This is a genomic window from Reyranella sp. (genome assembly GCF_004297265.1).
Classification (GTDB): domain Bacteria; phylum Pseudomonadota; class Alphaproteobacteria; order Reyranellales; family Reyranellaceae; genus Reyranella.
The window spans coordinates 24,598-44,056 of the sequence record NZ_SCUT01000039.1 but is presented as its reverse complement, the minus strand read 5'-3'; the positions used below and the strand labels follow the sequence as shown (position 1 = coordinate 44,056).

Below are 19,459 nucleotides of genomic sequence, written 5' to 3'. Positions count from 1 at the left end.
TGCGCGATCCCCGCGCCGCCTGATCCTACTCGCGTTTGTCTTCGACCTTTATACCCATGATCTTCTTGGCGGGGTACTTCTTGAACGTGCCCAGGTGGTTGCGCATGCCGAGCTGGAAGGCCTCGATGTAGGCCAGCTTGCGCGTCAGGTAGTTGTGTTGCTCTTTTGGGTCGAGATAGAGGTTGAACAGCTTCGGATAGGTGTAGCGCTCCAGCACGCCGGTGAAGCCGCCGGTGCCGAAGGCGTCCGTCGCGTTGTCGCTCGTGGCCGACAGCACCATCTTGTATTCGCCGCAGCGCATGCCCGAGAAGGTCTGGCTCAGCCAGTAGTAGTGATATTTTCGGTTCGAGAGGCCGTCGGGCGCCAGCAGGAACGAGGTCTGGTCGACGCCATCGATGTAGCGATCCGACGGAAGCAGGTCGGAGGCTCCGGCAAGGCCGAGCGCGGTCGGCACGATGTCGTTGAAGTCAAACAGCCCGTCGCTCTGGCGGCCGGCCTCGATCGTGCCGGGCCAGTACATCAGGCCGGGGACGCGCACGCCGCCCTCCCAGGTCGAGCCCTTGGCGCAGCGGAATGGCGTGAACGCGGCGTCGGGCCAAGTCTCCATGTGCGGGCCGTTGTCGGACGAGATGAAGATCAGCGTGTCCTCGAGCTGGCCAGACTTGCGCAGCGCCTCGACGAGGCGGCCCATGATCTCGTCCAGTTCGAGCAGCGTGTCCTTGTAGGGATGTTTGGCCGGCGATTTGCCGAGGAACTTCTCGCCCGGATAGTTGTCGAAGTGGGCGCCGCGCGTGCAGTGATAGAGCAGCCACGGCTTGTCCGACCTGGCCTGCTTCTCGATGAACGCCTCGGAATACTTGCACCACTTCTCGTCGAGTTCGGAGAGGACGGGGATCGTCACTTCCTCGACATTGGTCAGTTCCTTGCCCTTGGTCGCGTGCACGAAGCAGCGGTTGAAGGGCATGTTCTTGATCCACTCGGTGCGCGCGTCCGAATAGACGATCTCAGGGAAGAAGTGCGGGTCGCGCCACTCCGTGTACATGTCGGAGACGGAGAGGAAGCCGTAGAAATCGTCGTAGCCGACATGCTGAGGCTGACTCTCCACGTTCTCGCCGAGATGCCACTTGCCGACCGCCTGCGTCGTGTAGCCGGCCTGGCCGAGCAGCATCGGGAGCGTGATCTCGCCCTGCAGGCCGCCGGGTTCGCCGTACATCGGCGGACGATGCAGCCCGTGGCGGTTCGGGACGCGGCCGGTATGGAGCGTGGCGCGCGAAGGCGAGCAGGACGGCTCGGAATAGCAGGAGGTGAGCTGCAGGCCACCGCGCGCGATCTTGTCGAAGTTGGGCGTCGGTGCGCCCACGGCCACGCCGCCGCCGTAGCAGCCGAAGTCGCCCCAGCCGACGTCGTCCATCAGGTAGATGAGGATGTTGGGCTTCTTCTTTCGAGCGGCGAGTTTTCGCGCTGCGGCTTCGACGTCTTCCTTGTGCACGAAAGCGGGTTCGAGATGGTTTGCCTTGCGCACGGTCTGCGTTGCGATGGCGTCGAATGCCGACATGCTTCCTCCGTTGATTTGCGCGCAAGCTACTCGCTTGCCACGTCGATGGCGATGGTGCGTGCGAGCGCAGTCAGCGGCGCGCCGTAACGTGCGCCGGCCGTGGCTTCGCTCATGGCGGAGCGGGTGAAGCGCATCGAGATGCATCCCAGGACGCGTTCGTTCCGGTGAATGGCGACGGCGATGCCCTGCAGCCGGGCGGTGCGCGTCACGACCGAGAAGGCATGGCCGTCCCGGCGTATCCGGGCAAAGTCCGTGGCCAGTTTCGCATCGTAGCGGACGCCGAGGTCGCGCAGGATCGCGCGCCGTTCCTCCTCCGTCGAGAAAGCGAGCCAGGCACGCCCGAGCGCGCCCGAGAGGATCGGGCTGCGGCGCTGCAGGGCGGTCCGCTCGAAGGACAGCGGACTCTCGGCCGCGGTCGAATAGCGGATCGTGATGGCGCGGTGGCTGATCGAGCCGAGATAGAGCGGCCAGCCATGGTCCTGCGTGAAGCGCTGCATGTGCGGCGCGGCGATGTCGACCAGATGATCGATGAAGCGGATGCCCTGTGCGAGGGCGAGGACGCGGTCGGTGAGGCGATAACCCTGCGATCGCGAGACCTGGGTCGCGTATCCCAGTTCGACCAGCGTGCCGAGCAGACGCACGACCGTTGGGCGGGGCAAACTCGTCTCGCCTGCGAGTACAGCGAGCGTTGCATGCGGGCGCCGGCTCAGCGCCTCTAGGATCGCGAAACTGCGGCGAACGGGCTCGATGGCCATGGTGGGAGGCTATTCCGTAATACGGACTCTGTCGACTTGGACGAGGCGGAACCGCTCGCGGGGCGTTAACCTTGGCGCAACAAAGAAACGACGAGGAAAAATGATCGGCAGACGGCAGTTCGGGATGGGGCTGGGCGCGGCGGCCTTTGCGGCGCCGGCGATCGCGCGGGCACAGAAATTTCCCCCGGGGCGGGTGACGATGGTCGTGCCGTTTCCGGCCGGTGCGGCAACCGACATCAGCGCCCGCGTCTATGCCGAGCGCCTCTCGGCGTTGTGGGGCCAGCCCGTGGTGATCGACAACAAGGGCGGCGGCAATGGCATCCCTGCGGCGGAGTCCGTCGCGCGCGCCAAGCCCGACGGGCTGACGCTGTTCGCGACGTCGGCGATGACCCAGGTCGTCAATCCCGCGATCTACGACAAGCTGCCTTATGATCCCATCGCCGACTTCGCGCCGATCTCGCGCATGGGCACCTCGCCCTTCGTGCTGCTGGTCGACAGGAACAGCCCGATCAACACGGCCGCAGAGCTGACGGCGAAGCTGAAGGCCGAGCCCGGCAAGCACAATTACGGGGCTGGCGCCTTGCCGGCCCGCGTCGCCTCCGAACTCTACAAGATGGCGGCGGGGGTGGAGGCGGTCTATGTCGGCTACAAGAGCAACCCGCAGGCGATCCCCGACGTCCAGAGCGGCCTGCTCACCTTCATGATGATCGATACCGTCAACGCCAAGATCGCGATGGACCGCGGCGCGCTGAAGGGATTGTTCGTGACCGACAGCGAACGCTACGCGGCCGTGCCCGCGATGCCGACGGCGGCGGAAGCGGGCCTTCCCGAGGTTCTGCTGACGACCTGGACGGGCTTCTACGCACCGAAGGGAACGCCGGTGGAGATCGTGAATCGGATCAACGCAGACCTCTATACCGTGTCGGCGATGCCCGAAGTCATCGAGCGACTGGCGGCGATGGGCGGCACGCCGAAGCTCATGCGTCCGGCCGAGTTCGCCGCCTTCGCCAGCGCCGAGAAGGAGCGCTGGGGCCAGATCATCCGTCGAGCCAACATCAAGGTGGAGTAGGAGAGACCCATGACAGGATCGCTAAACGCCAATGCGGGTCCGCGCTACCGGCACAATGCCGACGAGAGCGCCCCGTACGAGACCATCACCCTCGACAAGCTGACGCCGATCCTCGGCGCGGAAATCAGCGGAATCGACCTCAGCCAGCCGCTCTCCAACCGGCAGCAGGACGAGATCCATCGAGCGCTGGCGGAGAACCTGGTCATCTTCTTCCGCGACCAGCACATCAGCCAGGATCAGCACCTGGCCTTCGGCCGGCTGTTCGGCGACCTGCATACCCATCCCGCGGCGCCGAGCGAACCCGGCAAGCCCGAGCTCATGATCATCCACGCCGACAAGGATTCGCCGCGTGCCAATGGCGAGGGCTGGCACACAGACGTGAGCTGCGACCTCGAGCCGCCCATGGGCAGCATCCTCTACATCAAGAAGTGCCCGCCCAAGGGCGGCGACACGCTGTTCGCCAGCATGTACGCCGCCTACGAGGCGCTGTCGGATCGCATGAAGGCCTATCTCGACGGGCTGACCGCGGTCCATGACGGCGAGTCGGTCTATCGCGGCCTCTACAAGAACTACAACGTCGTCGACAAGCCGGAGTATCCGCGCGCCATCCACCCGGTGGTGCGCACCCATCCGGTGACCGGCAAGAAGGCACTCTACGTCAATCGCGGCTTCACCCGCTCGCTGGTCGGCCTGCCGCGCGACGAGAGCGACGCCATCCTGCGGTATCTGTACGAGCATATGGAAAACCCGCTCTTCCAGTGCCGCTTCCGCTGGCAGGAGAATTCCATCGCCTTCTGGGACAATCGCTGCGTCCAGCATCGCGCGATGTGGGACTACTGGCCGCACACCCGCAGCGGCAACCGGGTCACGGTGGCAGGCGACAAGCCTTACTGATATTTCTGGCGGGTGCTGGTCATATTCGATTGCGACGGGGTGCTGGTCGACAGCGAACCCCTCGCCAACACCTGCTTTGCCCGTGCGCTCCGGCGCGAAGGCCTCGACTGGAGCGTCGAGGAAACGATGCGCCGGCTGATGGGCCGCTCGATGAAATCCTGCGTGGAGATTGTCGAGGGCGAACTCGGCCGGGCCCTGCCAGCCGACTTCGTCGCTTGCCTCCAGGCCGACACCCTGCAGGCCTTTCGCGATGCGCCGCTGGGCGTCGTTCCCGGCGTCGTCGAGGCGATCGACGCGATCGAGGCGGCTGGCATCGCCACCTGCGTCGCCAGCTCGGGCAGTCTCGACAAGATGCGGGTCACGCTCGGCATCACCGGCCTGTGGTCGCGCTTCGAGGGCCGCATCTTCAGCTCGACCCAGGTGCCGCGAGGCAAGCCGTTCCCGGATCTCTTTCTTCACTCTGCCATTCAGATGGACCAGCAGCCGTTCGACTGCATGGTGGTCGAGGATTCGTTGCCCGGCATCCAGGCAGCACGGGCCGCGGGCATGCGGGCGCTGGCCTATGTCGGCGCGACCTATGCCGATGCCGAGGCGCTGCGCGCCGCGGGCGGCCGGACCTTCGATGCGATGTCGTCGCTGCCGATGCTCGCCTGGGCGCCTCGCGTATGAGCATGACCGGCTCCTGGTCGATGGGATCGGGCACCGGCGAGCGCATCGTCGTGATCGGCGCCGGCATGGCGGGTCTCGTCGCCGCGAGGCTGCTGCACGATTCGGGGTTCACCGTGCGCGTGCTCGAGGCGCGCGGACGCATAGGCGGGCGGACCTGGACGGACGACCGGGTCGGCGCGCCGGTCGATCTCGGCGGCTCCTGGGTGCACGGCGTCGAGGGCAACCCGCTTGCCATATGGTGCCAGAAACTCGGCATCGACCTGGTCGAGTCGCAGGGCGAGCGGCTGCTGATCGACAAGCGCGCGACCTCACCGACCCGCGAGGGACAGCGCCGCCGCGCGGTGATGGGCCGGATGGCCTTCAAGGCGGCCATCGAATGGGCGAGCTGGAAGAGCAAGGCACTGACCCGCGTTCGCGGTCCGCGCTCGATTTCCGTGCGTGAAGCCGTCGAGCCATTGCTGACCGCGTCGTGGTTGCCCGAGATCGACCGCCTGGTGGTCGCGACCTTCGTCGAGATGAGCGAGGGGGTGCAGAGCGCGCCCTGGGAGGCGGTGGCGGCGGAGGAGTGGTTTCCCACCGAAGGTCTCGAACGCAACGCCCAACCCAAGGGGGGCTACAGGCGCCTGATCGACGACGTGTCGCACGGACTCGACATCCGCGAGGGTGCGGCGGTGGAGCGGGTCGTCTGGAAGGGCGATGGCGTGACGGCGATCTTGCAAAGTGGCGAGCGCATCGAAGCCGATCGCGCGGTGATCGCCGTGCCGGTCGGGCTGCTGCGCGCCGGCCTGCCGGCGCTCGATCCCGCGCCGCCAGAGCTGCAGCGCACCGCCATCGGCCGCATCGGCTATGGGGCCGGCGTGCTCGGCAAGATCTACCTGCGCTTTCCGCGCCGCTTCTGGCCCGAGTCGCCGAAATGGTTTGGACGGCTCCCCGACTCGCCCGAGCGGCGCGGCGGCTTCAACACCTGGGTCAGTCACGAGCAGGAGACGGGCCTGCCGATCCTGCTCAGTTTCTGCAACGGCCACACCGCCATCCGCCTCGACCGTGAAGCGGACGACGCGGAGGTGACGGCCGTTGCCATGCGATCCCTGCGCGCGATGTTCGGCGACGACATTCCCGAGCCTGAGGCGATGGTCTTCCCGCGCTGGCTGAGCGATCCGTGGTCGCGCGGCGGCTATTCGTACCCCGGTGTCGGCAGCGATCCCCACGACTGCACCGACCATGCACGACCGCTGGGAGACCGCGTGTTCTTCGCAGGCGAGGCGACCGAGCCGGTCGAGTACGGCACGGTGCATGCCGCGCTGTGGTCGGCCGAGCAGACGGCCGAGACGATCTTCCGCCTCGCCACGGGCACGGCAGCATCGCGTGCCGCGCGGCCCTGGGCGGGGGCGCGTACTGGCGCAGGCCGACACAATGGGGGATAAGCCCCCATGACCCTCGCCAATATCCTGTTCGTCCTCGTGCTGGTGTCGGCCTTCGCCACGCTCGGGACGCTGTTCGCCGGCCTGATCAACATGAGTCGAAACCAGGACGGCAACATCGAGGGCAGTCGCCGCAGCAACCGCATGATGTGGTGGCGCGTGCGTCTGCAGCTCCTCACCGTCGTGCTGATCCTGCTCTGGTATTTTGCGAGCAGGAGCTAGCCGATGGCCGTCAATCTCAACCGCATTTATACGCGCGGTGGCGATACTGGACAGACATCGCTCGGCCGTGGCGAGCGCGTGGCCAAGCACGATATCCGCGTCGAAGCCTATGGCACGACCGACGAGGCGAACTCGGTGATCGGCCTGGCACGCAGCGCCATCGCGCGCGCGGGCTCGAGCGATCCGCGTCTCGCCGAAGCCGACGCGATGTTGATGCGCATCCAGAACGACCTGTTCGATCTCGGCGCCGATCTCTGCACGCCTGAGGGCAAGACGAAGCGCGACGAGCCGGCGTTGCGCATCGTGGCGTCGCAGGTCGAGCGTCTTGAGCACGAGATCGATGCGATGAATGCCGAGCTGCAGCCGCTCAAGTCCTTCATCCTGCCGGGCGGCAGCGAGGCCGCCTCATGGTTGCATCTGGGGCGGACCGTGGCACGGCGCGCCGAGCGCTGCATGACGCACCTGGCGACAGAGCAGGAGATCAATCCGGAGGCGATCAAGTACATCAATCGCCTGTCGGATCACCTGTTCGTGCTGGCGCGGCGGCTCAACGATAACGGCGCAGCAGACGTGCTCTGGGTGCCGGGCGGCGCCCGCTAGCCGGCCAAGCTGTTGAAAGATAGAGGAAAAATCTTTCACCGTGCGATCTTGTGCAGTGCGCCATAGCCTTGACATGATCGGCTGAACACCCCTACACGAAAACCCCTTCGCCGGACGGGTCAGTCCGGCCTCAACTCACCGATAGGCGCAACGCGATGAAAGTGCTGGTCGCGGTCAAGCGGGTCATCGACTACAATGTCAAGATCCGCGTCAAGGCCGACAACACGGGTGTCGAGACGGCTAACGTCAAGATGTCCATGAATCCCTTCGATGAGATCGCCGTGGAAGAGGCGATCCGCATGAAAGAGAAGGGCGCCGCGACCGAAATCATCGCTTTCTCCGCCGGGCCGGCCCAGTGCCAGGAGACGATCCGCACCGCGCTCGCCATGGGCGCCGACCGCGGCGTCCTGGTGCAGACCGACGCCGAACTGCAGCCGCTGGCGGTCGCCAAGCTGCTGAAGGCCGTGGTCGACAAGGAGCAGCCCGGCCTGGTGATCGTCGGCAAGCAGGCGATCGACGACGACTCCAACCAGACCGGCCAGATGCTGGCCGCACTGCTCGGCTGGTCGGTCGGCACCTTCGCGAACAAGCTGAACGTGGCCGACGGCACGGTCGAGGTGAAGCGCGAAGTCGACGGCGGCCTCGAGAACATCAAGATCAAGATGCCGGCGGTGATCACCACCGACTTGCGCCTCAACGAGCCGCGCTACGCGTCGCTGCCGAACATCATGAAGGCGAAGAAGAAGCCGATCGAGACGCTGGCGCCGGACGCGCTGGGCGTCGACGTCGCGCCGCGCCTCAAGACGCTGAAGGTCGAGGAGCCGCCGAAGCGCAAGTCGGGCATCAAGGTGAAGACCGTCGCGGAGCTGGTCGAGAAGCTGCGCAACGAAGCGGGAGTGATCTGAGATGGCCGTCCTCGTTGTCGCCGCGCATGACGGCAAGACCGTCCGCGCCAATGTCGCCAACGCCGTAGCGGCCGCGGCCCAGATGGACCCCGAGGTCCATGTCCTGGTGGCCGGCAGCAACGCCGGCGAGGCTGCCCAGTCGGCGGCCGCGATCCAGGGTGTCGCCAAGGTGCTGCAGGCCGAGGACGCGGCCTACGCCAACTGGCTGGCCGAGGACATCGCGCCGCTCGTCGTGAAGCTCGCGCCGGGCTACAGCCACGTCGTGATGGCGGCCGACTCGGTCGGCAAGAACGTCGCGCCGCGCGCCGCGGCCCTGCTCGACGTCGCGCAGGTCTCCGAGGCGATCCAGGTCGTCTCGCCCGACACCTTCGTGCGCCCGATCTACGCCGGCAATGCGATGGCGACGGTGCAGAGCACCGACAAGATCAAGATCGTCACCGTGCGCCCGACCAACTTCAAGGCGGCGGCGGGTGGCGGTTCGGCAGCGATCGAGCAGATCGCCGGCACGGGCAGCGCGGGCCTCTCGTCCTTCGCCGGCGCCGAGCTCTCCAAGAGCGAGCGCCCCGAGCTCACCAGCGCCAAGATCGTCGTCAGCGGCGGTCGCGGCCTGCAGAGCGGCGAGAACTTCAAGATGCTCGAGACGCTGGCCGACAAGCTCGGCGCCGGTCTCGGCGCCAGCCGCGCCGCGGTCGATGCGGGCTACGTGCCGAACGACTACCAGGTCGGCCAGACCGGCAAGGTGGTTGCGCCCGACCTCTACATCGCCATCGGCATCTCGGGCGCGATCCAGCATCTCGCCGGCATGAAGGACAGCAAGACGATCGTGGCGATCAACAAGGACGAGGAGGCCCCGATCTTCCAGGTGGCCGACTACGGTCTCGTGGGCGATCTCTTCCAGATCGTTCCCGAGCTCACCGCCGCGATCGAGAAAAAGTAAAGTAACCCGAGGGTACCCATCATGATCAAGCGCATCGGAGTCATCGGTGCCGGCCAGATGGGCAGCGGCATCGCCCATGTCTGCGCGTTGAAGGGCTTCGACATCCGGCTCGCGGATGTCGACCAGGCCCATCTCGACAAGGGCATCGACGCGATCGGACGCAACATGGACCGGCAGATCGGCCGCGGCATGATCCGCCCGGAAGACAAGGACTCGGCGCTCAACCGCATCTCGACCGCCACCGACTACAAGGCGTTTGCCGACTGCGACCTGATCGTAGAGGCGGCGACCGAAAACGAGGCGGTGAAGCGGGAGATCTTCAAGAAGGTCTGCGAGGGCCTGCCGGCCAACGTGCTGCTCGCCACCAACACCTCGTCGATCTCCGTGACGAGGCTCGCCGCCGTCACCGACCGGCCCGGCAAGTTCATGGGCATGCACTTCATGAACCCGGTGCCTCTGATGGGGCTGGTCGAGTTGATCCGCGGCATCGCCACCGAGGAGGAGACCTTCCGCACCGTGCGCGAGGTCGTCGTCAAGCTCGACAAGAAGCCGGTCAATGCCGAGGACTTCCCGGCCTTCATCGTGAACCGTATCCTGCTGCCGATGATCAACGAGGCGGTCTATGCCCTCTATGAAGGCGTCGGCAACGTGGAGGCGATCGACACCGGCATGAAGCTGGGCGCCAACCATCCGATGGGCCCGCTCGAGCTGGCCGACTTCATCGGCCTCGATACCTGCCTCTCAGTGATGCAGGTGCTGCACGAGGGTCTGGCCGATTCGAAGTACCGGCCATGCCCGCTGCTCGTGAAGTATGTCGAAGCCGGCTGGATCGGCCGCAAGGTGAAGCGCGGCTTCTACGACTATTCCGGCGAACGCCCGGTTCCGACGCGCTAGCCAGTCGGACGGCGCCGATGCGTATCGCCGTCCTGCAGTTCGCCCATGAGACGGTGACGTTCCTTCCGAACGACACCACGCTCGCCGATTTCACCTATCCTGGCTCGCCGGCCAGTGGCGAGAAGCTGCTGGCGCACGACCCGAAGTCCTACATGGGCGGGTTCGTGAAGGTGGCGCGCGAGTATGACGGCGTCGAGCTGGTCGGCATCGAATCGCCGCTCTGGCCGAAGACCGGCACGGGCTCGGGCTGGATCACCGAACAAGCCTACGAGACGTTCCTCGGCCGCATGGTCGCGGGCCTGAAGGAGCAGGGGCCGTTCGACGGCGTCTATCTCAGCCTGCACGGAGCGATGGGCGTGCGCGGCGTCGCCCGACCGGAGGCCGATATCGCGCGGCGGGTTCGCGAAGTGGTCGGGCGCAAGGCCTTCATCGTCGGTACCTTCGACCCGCACGGCAACGAGGATGCCGAGTTCCTGGCCCAGGCCGACATGGCCTTCACGGTCAAATACTTCCCGCATTACGACAGCCACCTGCAGGGCGAGCGCGCGGCGCGCATGCTGGTGCGTGCGATCCGCGGCGACTACGCCCCCGCCACGGTGACGGTGAAAGTGCCGATCATCACGCCGACCGTCCTGCAATGGACAGGGGCCTCGCCGTGGATGGACCTGGTGCAGCGCGCCCTCGTCTGGGAAGCGCGCGAGCCCGACGTCTATGTGAACGTCTTCTTCGGCTTTCCCTTCGCCGACGTACCCGATGTCGGCCTTTGCTTCCAGGTGATGACCAACGGCAATGCGGCGCTGGCCCGGAAGGTCGCCGACGACATGTCGTCCTGGGCGTGGCGCCGGCGCGAAGCGCTTCTCAACACCGCGAAGGTCTATCCGATCCCCGAGGGCGTCAGGCTGGCCAAGGAGGCGATGGCCCGCGGCGAGACGCCGGTCGTGCTGGCCGACCACAGCGATCGTTCGGGCTACGCGACCTGGATCCTTAAGGAAGTGATCGAGCAGGACCTCTCGGACGTGCTGATCGCGACCATCGCCGATGCCAAGGTCATCGATGCGCTGAAGGAAGAGGGCGTGAAGGTGGGCGATGCGTTCGACCGCGAGATCGGCGGCCTCGCCGACGAATCCGCCGGCCAGCCGGTGCGTGTCACAGGCACGGTCGTGGGCGCGCACGAAGCCTATGGCACGTTGTGGGTAAGCGTCGCCTTCGGTCGCGGCAACGTCGTGCTGATCAGCCGATACCTCACGCAGATTATCGAGCCGTCGCAACTCGCGGGCCCCGCCTTCGACCTGGCGCAGTTCAAGGCGATCGCCATCAAGTCGCGCGTGCACTTCCGTCGCGGTTTCGACGATAGCGGCTTTGCCAGGACCATCCTGCTGGTCGAGCCGGTCGAGCCCTTCCTCGGCACCGTTCGGCTCGACGGGCTGCCCTACCGCAACGTCGACCTGAAGAACTTCTATCCCTACGGCGACATAGACTTCCCTCAAGCGAGACCTTCATGACCAGCCCGCTTTTCCGTCCATTCACCGCCAAGTCGCTGTCGCTGCCCAACCGTCTGGTGATGGCGCCGATGACGCGCTCCAAGAGCCCCGGCAGCATCCCGGGCGCGGACGTCGCGGCCTATTATCGCCGCCGCGCCGAAGGCGGAGTCGGGCTGATCATTACCGAAGGCACCACGGTGGACCGGCCGGCCGCTTCCAACGACACGAATGTGCCCGACTTCCATTCGCCGGCCAGTCTCGCCGGCTGGCGGCACGTGGTCGAGGAAGTGCATGGCGCCGGCGGCAGGATCGCGCCGCAGCTCTGGCACCAGGGCATGATGCGCAAGACCGGCACCGGTCGCCATCCCGAAGCGCCGTCGGACGGTCCGTCCGGCTTGTCCGCGTCCGGCAAGCAGGTCGGGCCGGCGATGAGCGAAGCCGACATCGCCGACACGATCGACGCGTTCGCGCGCGCCGCCGGTGCGGCGCAGGAGATCGGTTTCGATGCGGTCGAGATCCATGGCGCGCATGGCTACCTGATCGACCAGTTCTTCTGGGAGGGCGCGAACAAGCGCGACGACGCCTGGGGCGGCGACTTCGTGCAGCGCACGCGCTTCGCGGCCGAGATCGTGAAGGCGATCCGGGCGCGCGTCGGCGCCGACTATCCGATCATCTTCCGCTTCTCGCAGTGGAAGCAGCAGGACTTCACGGCGCGGCTGGCGCCGACGCCCGACGAGCTGGCGCGCTTCCTCGAGCCGCTGACCGCAGCCGGCACCGACATCTATCACTGCTCGACGCGCCGCTTCTGGGAGCCCGAGTTCGAGGGCTCCCCGCTCAACCTCGCGGGCTGGACCAAGAAGCTCACCGGCAAGCCCACGATCACCGTGGGCTCGGTCGGCCTCAAGGGGGCGGATTTCGTGCAGACCTTCCGGACGCGCGAGGATTCCGAAATCGGCGATCTCGGCGAACTGGAGGCGCGGCTGGAGCGCGAGGAGTTCGATCTCGTTGCGGTCGGGCGCGCGCTGCTGGCCGATCCGCAATGGGCGGTCAAAGTGCGCGATGGGCGCTTCGGCGAGCTCGCGCCATTCTCGGCTTCATCGCTGGCGACACTGGCGTAAGAAGCGCGCCTCCGGAAGAACAACGCGGCAAAGGGAGCCGACGCATGCATAGGATCTTCAAGCCACTCGTCGCCGCGGTCATGCTCGCCGGCCTGGCGCTGCCTTTCGCGCCGGCAGAGGCGCAATGGGTGTTCGTGGCGCGCAAGGCGCTGGGCCGCATCCACCAGATGACCGAAGGCGGCCAGCAGGACGGCCGCGCCGGCTACGATTTCGCGACGGTCCTGCTCGACGCCCATGCCGACAAGATCTTCTCGACGGCGCTGGAGCTTGCGCGCAAGAACCCGTCGGTGCGCATCCTGATGCAGGATCCCGGCGCGCGCCGCATCCAGATCGCCGAGGGCGACCGCACCGCCACGCTGAACGTCGTGCCCTTCAACGACGACGTCTCGCAGCTGCTGATCGCGGGCCATGCCGGCCCGGGCGAAGGCTCGACCTCGTCGATGGTGGTCCAGGCAGTGCTGCGAGTGTGCAAGGAAATGGGCAAGCACTGCGAAGTCAGCAACTGAGACCCGAGCTTCGTGCCCTAACAGGCTGTTGTAATTGGCTTTTTTGGACGCTGCCGGGGAGCGGGACGGCCTGGTAGCGGTATCAGGATACCTGTCTCCGGAATCGGCATTTTTCGATTCGTTTGTTTCGATTATATTTGCCCGGACGCCGACTATTTTCGCGCCTTTAGGCCTCCCAGTCGAGGCCGATGTCGAGGACGGTGGCGCTGTGGGTCAGCCAGCCGGCCGAGATCAGGTCGACGCCGCTGGCGGCGATGGCCGGCGCCGTCTGCGGCGTGATGCGGCCGGAGGCTTCGGCGATCGCCTGTCCGTCGATCAGGCGGACCGCAGCGGCGAGCTGCTCGGGCGTCATGTTGTCGAGCAGGACCGCATCGACGCCGGTCGCCAGCGCTTCCTCGAGCTGATCCAGCGTATCGACCTCGACTTCGATCTTCACCAGATGGCCGACGCCGCGGCGCGCCGCGAGGATCGCGGGCCGGATGCCGCCGGCCACGGCGACATGATTGTCCTTGATGAGGACGCCGTCGTCCAGGCCGAAGCGGTGGTTCATGCCGCCGCCCACGCGGACGGCATATTTCTGCAGGGCCCGCAGCCCGGGCATCGTCTTGCGGGTGCAGCAGATGCGCGCCCTGTGGCCGCGCACGGCCTCCACGAGCGTGGCCGCAGCACTGGCGACGCCGCTCAGATGCCCGAGGAAGTTCAGCGCCACCCGCTCGGCGGTCAGCATGCCGCGCGCCGGGCCGGCAATGGTCGCGATGCGGTCGCCGGGCGCGAGCGGCGTGCCGTCCGGCCGTTCGACCGCGACCTCGATCTCCGGGTCGACAAGCCGGAAGGCCGTTGCCGCCGCGCCAAGCCCGGCCACGACGCCCGGCTGGCGCGCGACCAGGGCGGTTCTCGCCCGGGCCGTCGGCGGCACGATCGCGTCGGTCGTGAGATCGCCGGCACGGCCGAGATCCTCGAGCAGGGCGGCGCGGACCACCGGTTCGATCATGAGGAGGGGGAGCGAGGGGATCGTCATCGCGGCCTCAGACTTCCAGCATGCGCTCGACGGCGCGGCGGGCCGGCGCGGCCACCGCGGGATCGATCGTCACTTCATGTTGCATCGTTTCGAGGGCGTGGCGGATCTTCGGCAGGGTGATCTGCTTCATGTGCGGGCAGAGATTGCACGGCCGGATGAACTCGACCTCGGGATGCTGCACGGCGACGTTGTCGCTCATCGAGCATTCGGTCACGAGGACGACCCGCGCCGGACGATTGGCATCGACATAGTCGATCATCGCCGCGGTCGAGCCGGTGAAGTCCGATTCGCCGACGACTTCGGGCGGGCATTCAGGGTGGGCCAGCACCACGAGGCCCGGATGGCCGGCGCGCAGCTGGCGGATGTCCCGAGCCGTGAAACGCTCGTGCACCTCGCAGTGGCCGGCCCAGGTGACGATCTCGACGCCGGTTTCCGCGGCGATGTTCTGCGCCAGGTACTCGTCGGGCAGCATGATGACCTTCGGCACGCCGAGGCTCTCGACGATCTTCTTCGCGTTGCCGGAAGTGCAGCAGACGTCGCTCTCGGCCTTCACGGCGGCGGAGGTGTTCACGTAGGTGACGACCGGCACGCCGGGATAGCGCTGGCGCAGCAGCCGGACGTCGGCGGCGGTGATCGAGGCGGCGAGCGAGCAGCCGGCGCCGGGGTCGGGGATCAGGACGCGTTTGGCGGGGTTCAGGAGTTTGGCCGTCTCGGCCATGAAATGGACGCCGGCCAGGACGATCACCCCGGCATCGACCTTCATGGCCTCGCGCGCGAGCGCCAGGCTGTCGCCCACGATGTCGGCCACGCAGTGGAAGATCTCGGGCGTCTGGTAGTTGTGCGCCAGGATGACGGCATCCCGCTCGCGCTTCAGCGCCAGGATGGCGTCGATGTCTCCGGCGAAGGCTGGCCATTCGATCGAGGGGATCACCGATTTCACGCGGTCATAGAGGGGCGCGGTGCGGGCCATCAGGTCCGGCGAAGCGGATAACGACATCTTACACCTCATTATGCTCAGTTAGAGTATTAATTATATATACTAGGAATGAGCATAAAGAGGGTCAAGTTCTCAGATCGGGCGGGAGAGGGGGAGCTTGCTCCCCGCGGCGGCGCGTTCGAGCACGACCTCGCGGCGGAAGCGGAACAGCTTGGCCGGCCGGCCGCGGGCTTCCGTGGTAGAAGCGCCCGTCGGTTCCACCAGCCCCTGCTGATCGATGAGGCGGCGGAAATTCTGCTTGTGCATCGGGCGTCCGGCCAGCGCCTCGACCGCGCGCTGGAGCTGCAGCAAGGTGAATTCGGGCGGCATCAGCTCGAAGAAGACCGGCCGGTATTTGATCTTGGCCCGCAGCCGCGCGATGCCGGTCGCGAGGATCCGGCGGTGATCGTGGCGCATCGGCATGCCCGGCACAGGATCGGCTGCCGGATGCTTCGCCTCGGGCACCAGACCGGCCTCGTAGAGCAGCTCGTAGCGTTGCAGCACCAGGTCCTCGTTCCAGGTCTCGCGGCCATCGCCGAAGCTCACCTCGACCCGCTGCTGCCGCTCGCGCCGGTTCCCTGCATCGCCGCCGGCGTCCACCCACGGCCCGAGCCTTGGCAGGATGGTCTCGGCGATCAGCGGCGCCGGGCCTGTCCGCCAGTCCTCCCACGGGAAATAGCGGTACCAGCTTCGCCATTCGGGATCGCGTGCGCCGGCCGACAGGCGTTCGCGGGTGAGGCCGAGATAGCTGATCGACACGATCCTCTGCCGCCCGTCCGAGCCGGGGCGGTTGCGGTCGGCGAAGGTGTAGAGCTGCTCGACATAGCCCAGCGGATGATGGGTCTGCCGTTCGACCCAGGCGCGCAGGCCGCTCTGGAGCGTCGGATGCTCGGTCGCGAAGGGGCCCGATGGCAGGAGCGTGCCGTCTTCCAGGGTGAGCACCAGCGGCTGGTTCGCCGTCAGGGCGACAAGCACCGCGTTCAATTCGATGGCAACGGCGTCGGAAGGCGCGGGAGGCGGCGTCATGTCTGCCGCATTATGCACGAACCCGGCGCGACCGGGCGTCCCGTCAGCCCTTGTCCTTGTCCTTGTCCTTGGCCTTGCCTATCGCTGCCTTCATCAGGGAGATCGATTCGGGCATGTCCCAGTCGGCGTCGCCCTCGATGCGGCCGAGCTCGCGGCCCTCGGCATCGACCAGGATCGAGGTCGGCAGCAGCGTGACGTCGAGACCCTGCATGGTCTTGCGCCCCTTGTCGAAATAGATGCCGAGGTTGGCGAGTTTCTGGTCCTTGTAGAAGGGCGCGACCTTGGGCTTGGTCGGCCCGTCGATCGACAGCGGCACGATGAGGAACTGGTCCTTGGGCAGCGCGGCCTGCAGCCTGTCGAGGCTCGGCATCTCCTTCACACAGGGCGCGCACCAGGTCGCCCAGAAGTTCAGCAGGACCACCTTGCCCTTGAAGTCGCCGAGCTTCATCGGCTTGTCGTCGGCGTTCTGGATCTCGAGGTCGGGCAGGGGCTTCGGCGTCCTGGCGAGCTTGAAGCGCTCCATGGCGCCCTTGGCCATGTCCGGCTTCACGCCGGCCAGGCTCGGCGTTGCCAGGGCGGGGAGCGCGACGGCCGCCAGGGCGCCGCAAAGAATGTAGCGCCGGCCAAGGAGGAAATTGGGGACAGGATGTGCCATAAGCCGCGTTCCTAAAGAGATATATGGCTGAATTCATGGCACGGAAGAACACGACTGCGCGAGCAGCCAATCGTCGCTCCAACACGATGTGGGGCGGCCGCTACAAGCTCGGGCCGGCGGAAATCATGGAGAAGATCAACGCCTCCATCGGTTTCGACCGGCGGCTCTACGCGCAGGACATCGCGGGCTCCGTCGCGCACTGTGACATGCTGGTGGCCCAGGGAATCCTGACGGCCAAGGACGGCCGTGCCATCAAGCGCGGGCTCGCGCAGGTCAAGGCCGAGATCGAGAGTGGGAAGTTCAAGTTCTCGACCAAGCTCGAGGACATCCATTTCAACGTCGAGCAGCGGCTGACCGACATCATCGGTCCGGCCGGCGGCCGGCTGCATACCGCACGCTCGCGCAACGACCAGATCGCGCTCGACGTGCGGCTCTGGGTGCGCGACACGATCGACAAGTTCGAGTTGATGCTGCGCGAGCTTCAGGAAGTGCTGATCGACCGCGCCGACGAATATTCGGCCACCATCATGCCGGGCTTCACCCATCTGCAGACAGCCCAGCCCATCACCTTCGGGCACCATCTGATGGCCTATGTCGAGATGTTCGGACGCGACCGCAGCCGCTTCGCCGACTGCCGCGCGCGCCTCAACGAATCGCCGCTGGGCGCCGCGGCGCTCGCGGGTTCGCCGCATCCGATCGACCCGCGCAAGACCGCGAAGGCGCTGGGCTTCGACCGGCCGATGGCCAACTCGCTCGACGCCGTTTCCGATCGCGACTACGTCATCGAGTTCATCGCCGCCGCCTCGACGACGGCCGTGCACCTGTCGCGCCTCTCCGAGGAGATCGTGATCTGGTGCTCCGCGCCGTTCCGATTCATCGCCCTGTCGGATGCCTTCACGACCGGCAGCTCGATCATGCCGCAGAAGCGCAATCCCGACGCCGCCGAACTGACGCGCGCCAAGGTCGGTCGCATCGTCGGCGCCTTCGTGGCGCTCACCACCATCCTGAAGGGCCTGCCGCTGACCTACGGCAAGGACATGCAGGAGGACAAGGAACCGCTGTTCGACGCCGCCGATTCGCTGGAGCTGGGCATCGCGGCGATGACCGGCATGATCCGCGACCTCAAGGCCAATCCGGAGCGCATGCGCGCCGTGGCCTCGGCCGACTATTCGGTGGCGACCGATCTCGCCGACTGGCTGGTGCGCAAGGTCGGCCTGCCCTTCCGCCAGGCCCATCATGTCACCGGGCGCCTGGTCGGCATCGCGGCCGACAAGGGGATCGACCTCGACAAGCTCTCGCTCGAGGAGATGCAGGCGGTGGAGCCCAAGATCGACCGCAGCGTCTATCGCGTGCTGACCGTCGAGGCGTCGGTCAATGCCCGCAAGAGCCTGGGCGGCACCGCGCCCGCCAATGTCGAGCGCGCCGTCACCGAGGCGCGTCGCCGCTTCCTCGGCAAGGCTGGAGGCCGCTGACGATGAGTTTCTTCGCTTACAGGAACGGCGAGATGCACGCCGAGGACGTTGCGCTCGCCACCATCGCGGCCCAGGTCGGCACGCCGTTCTACTGTTATTCCGCAGGGGCCCTGCGCGCTGCGTGGAAGGAGTTCGCCGACGGCATCAAGGGCATGAACGCCAGCGTCGCCTACGCGATGAAGGCCAACAGCAACCTGGCCGTCATCCGCCTGTTCGGCGAGATGGGCGCCGGCGCCGACATCGTCTCGGTTGGCGAGATGAAGCGGGCGCTGGCGGCGGGCATTCCGGCCAAGCGCATCATCTATTCCGGCGTCGGCAAGAAGCCGTCGGAGCTGATGGCCGCGCTCGAAGCCGGCATCGGCCAGATCAACGTCGAGAGCTCAGCCGAACTCGAGACGCTGAACGCCGTCGCGGGCCAGCTTGGGCTCAAGGCCGACATCACGATCCGCGTGAATCCGGATGTCGACGCCAAGACGCACGCCAAGATCACGACGGGCCGCAAGGAGAACAAGTTCGGCATCGACATCGACCTGGCGCGCGACGCCTTCGCGCTGGCCGGCCGGCTGCCGAACCTCAAGGTCGTGGGCGTGGCCATGCATATCGGCTCGCAGCTCACCTCGCTTATGCCCTACCGCGACGCCATCGTGCGGGTGCGCGAACTGATCGGGCAGCTGCGCGAGGACGGCCACACGATCGGCCGGTTCGACATCGGCGGTGGCCTGGGGATCGTCTATGCCGACGAGAAGCCGCCCTCGATCGCCGAGTTCACGGCGGTCGTGGCGCGCGAAACGGAAGGTCTTGGCTGCGAGCTGACCTTCGAGCCGGGGCGCCGGCTGGTGGGCGAGGCGGGCGTGCTCGTGAGCGAGGTCATCCTCGTGAAGCCCGGCTCCGCCAAGACTTTCGTCATCGTGGATGCGGCGATGAACGACCTCATCCGTCCGACCCTGTACGAGGCGTGGCACGAAATCCAGCCGGTCCGCGAGCCGCGCCGCGATGCCGCCACGATCCGTTGCGACATTGTCGGTCCCATCTGTGAATCCGGCGATTTCCTGGCACAGAACCGTGATCTGCCGCCGCTGGCGGCGGGCGACCTCGTGATGGTACGGTCGGCGGGCGCATATGGGGCGGTGATGGCTTCCAGCTACAACAGCCGTCCACTGGCGCCGGAAGTGATGGTGGATGGCACGAGGTTTGCGGTTACGCGACCGAGGCCCACCGTCGAAGAGATGATCTCCACCGAGCGGTTTCCGCCCTGGATGGAGCCGAAAACGGCCTGACAAGCCGAG

General features: G+C 66.7%; 20 protein-coding genes. 14 read left to right on the top strand and 6 right to left on the bottom strand.

Annotated elements, in window-relative coordinates; translation table 11 throughout:
- Positions 1 to 25 precede the first annotated feature (25 nt).
- Together EPO41_RS16670 and EPO41_RS16665 are read right to left on the bottom strand one after the other, a co-directional pair.
- Positions 26 to 1,555, bottom strand: a complete 1,530-nt coding sequence (locus tag EPO41_RS16670; RefSeq protein WP_296327090.1) for an arylsulfatase — start codon at positions 1,553 to 1,555, stop codon at positions 26 to 28.
- 26 nt (positions 1,556 to 1,581) lie between these two features.
- Positions 1,582 to 2,310 (bottom strand): helix-turn-helix domain-containing protein, encoded by a 729-nt coding sequence (locus tag EPO41_RS16665; RefSeq protein ID WP_296327088.1) that lies wholly within the window; start codon positions 2,308 to 2,310, stop codon positions 1,582 to 1,584.
- Between the two features lie 100 nt (positions 2,311 to 2,410).
- Here EPO41_RS16665 and EPO41_RS16660 point away from each other — a divergent pair, with 100 nt between their 5' ends.
- From EPO41_RS16660 to EPO41_RS16605, 12 genes are all read left to right on the top strand, one after another.
- Positions 2,411 to 3,379, top strand: a complete 969-nt coding sequence (locus EPO41_RS16660) for a tripartite tricarboxylate transporter substrate binding protein (protein ID WP_296327085.1) — start codon at positions 2,411 to 2,413, stop codon at positions 3,377 to 3,379.
- Between the two features lie 9 nt (positions 3,380 to 3,388).
- Positions 3,389 to 4,273 (top strand): TauD/TfdA family dioxygenase, encoded by an 885-nt coding sequence (locus EPO41_RS16655; protein WP_296327083.1) that lies wholly within the window; start codon positions 3,389 to 3,391, stop codon positions 4,271 to 4,273.
- Between the two features lie 12 nt (positions 4,274 to 4,285).
- Positions 4,286 to 4,942, top strand: coding sequence for an HAD-IA family hydrolase (locus EPO41_RS16650; RefSeq protein ID WP_296327081.1), 657 nt, complete (start codon positions 4,286 to 4,288; stop codon positions 4,940 to 4,942).
- Positions 4,943 to 4,944: 2 nt separating this feature from the next.
- The gene (locus EPO41_RS16645) at positions 4,945 to 6,366 is read left to right on the top strand and encodes an NAD(P)/FAD-dependent oxidoreductase (RefSeq protein ID WP_296327079.1); all 1,422 of its coding nucleotides are present in this window, start codon (positions 4,945 to 4,947) and stop codon (positions 6,364 to 6,366) included.
- Between the two features lie 6 nt (positions 6,367 to 6,372).
- Positions 6,373 to 6,585, top strand: a complete 213-nt coding sequence (locus tag EPO41_RS16640) for a twin transmembrane helix small protein (RefSeq protein ID WP_296327077.1) — start codon at positions 6,373 to 6,375, stop codon at positions 6,583 to 6,585.
- Positions 6,586 to 6,588: 3 nt separating this feature from the next.
- Entirely contained in the window at positions 6,589 to 7,185 is a 597-nt protein-coding gene (locus EPO41_RS16635) for a cob(I)yrinic acid a,c-diamide adenosyltransferase (RefSeq protein ID WP_296327076.1), read from the top strand.
- 155 nt (positions 7,186 to 7,340) lie between these two features.
- The gene (locus tag EPO41_RS16630; protein ID WP_296327074.1) at positions 7,341 to 8,090 is read left to right on the top strand and encodes an electron transfer flavoprotein subunit beta/FixA family protein; all 750 of its coding nucleotides are present in this window, start codon (positions 7,341 to 7,343) and stop codon (positions 8,088 to 8,090) included.
- Position 8,091: 1 nt separating this feature from the next.
- The gene (locus tag EPO41_RS16625; RefSeq protein ID WP_296327072.1) at positions 8,092 to 9,027 is read left to right on the top strand and encodes an FAD-binding protein; all 936 of its coding nucleotides are present in this window, start codon (positions 8,092 to 8,094) and stop codon (positions 9,025 to 9,027) included.
- Positions 9,028 to 9,048: 21 nt separating this feature from the next.
- Positions 9,049 to 9,921 carry a 3-hydroxybutyryl-CoA dehydrogenase gene (locus tag EPO41_RS16620; RefSeq protein ID WP_296327071.1) on the top strand — a complete coding sequence of 291 codons (873 nt, stop codon included), beginning with the start codon at positions 9,049 to 9,051 and terminating at the stop codon, positions 9,919 to 9,921.
- Between the two features lie 17 nt (positions 9,922 to 9,938).
- Positions 9,939 to 11,423, top strand: a complete 1,485-nt coding sequence (locus EPO41_RS16615; protein ID WP_296327070.1) for a M81 family metallopeptidase — start codon at positions 9,939 to 9,941, stop codon at positions 11,421 to 11,423.
- A complete protein-coding gene (locus EPO41_RS16610) occupies positions 11,420 to 12,520 on the top strand; it encodes an NADH:flavin oxidoreductase (protein WP_296327068.1) in 1,101 nt (366 codons plus the stop codon). Before EPO41_RS16615 ends, EPO41_RS16610 begins: the two co-directional genes overlap by 4 nt.
- A 44-nt stretch (positions 12,521 to 12,564) precedes the next feature.
- Positions 12,565 to 13,026, top strand: a complete 462-nt coding sequence (locus tag EPO41_RS16605) for a hypothetical protein (RefSeq protein ID WP_296327067.1) — start codon at positions 12,565 to 12,567, stop codon at positions 13,024 to 13,026.
- A gap of 166 nt (positions 13,027 to 13,192) precedes the next feature.
- Here the strand turns inward: EPO41_RS16605 and nadC are convergent, their stop codons facing one another.
- The 4 genes from nadC to EPO41_RS16585 all read right to left on the bottom strand — a co-directional run bounded on the left by nadC (position 13,193) and on the right by EPO41_RS16585 (position 16,701).
- Positions 13,193 to 14,044, bottom strand: a complete 852-nt coding sequence (nadC, locus tag EPO41_RS16600; protein WP_296327065.1) for a carboxylating nicotinate-nucleotide diphosphorylase — start codon at positions 14,042 to 14,044, stop codon at positions 13,193 to 13,195.
- 7 nt (positions 14,045 to 14,051) lie between these two features.
- Entirely contained in the window at positions 14,052 to 15,041 is a 990-nt protein-coding gene (nadA, locus tag EPO41_RS16595) for a quinolinate synthase NadA (protein ID WP_296327064.1), read from the bottom strand.
- Positions 15,042 to 15,113: 72 nt separating this feature from the next.
- Positions 15,114 to 16,046 (bottom strand): hypothetical protein, encoded by a 933-nt coding sequence (locus EPO41_RS16590; RefSeq protein WP_296327061.1) that lies wholly within the window; start codon positions 16,044 to 16,046, stop codon positions 15,114 to 15,116.
- A 43-nt stretch (positions 16,047 to 16,089) separates the two neighbouring features.
- Positions 16,090 to 16,701: a TlpA disulfide reductase family protein gene (locus EPO41_RS16585; protein ID WP_296327059.1), complete on the bottom strand. Its 612-nt coding sequence runs from the start codon at positions 16,699 to 16,701 to the stop codon at positions 16,090 to 16,092.
- A 35-nt stretch (positions 16,702 to 16,736) separates the two neighbouring features.
- On the opposite strand from EPO41_RS16585, the gene argH reads away from it, so the two are divergent.
- Both argH and lysA read left to right on the top strand, forming a co-directional pair.
- Complete coding sequence (gene argH, locus EPO41_RS16580; protein WP_296327056.1) at positions 16,737 to 18,173, top strand: argininosuccinate lyase; 1,437 nt, start codon at positions 16,737 to 16,739, stop codon at positions 18,171 to 18,173.
- A 2-nt stretch (positions 18,174 to 18,175) separates the two neighbouring features.
- Positions 18,176 to 19,450 (top strand): diaminopimelate decarboxylase, encoded by a 1,275-nt coding sequence (lysA, locus tag EPO41_RS16575; protein WP_296327054.1) that lies wholly within the window; start codon positions 18,176 to 18,178, stop codon positions 19,448 to 19,450.
- Positions 19,451 to 19,459: the final 9 nt, after the last annotated feature.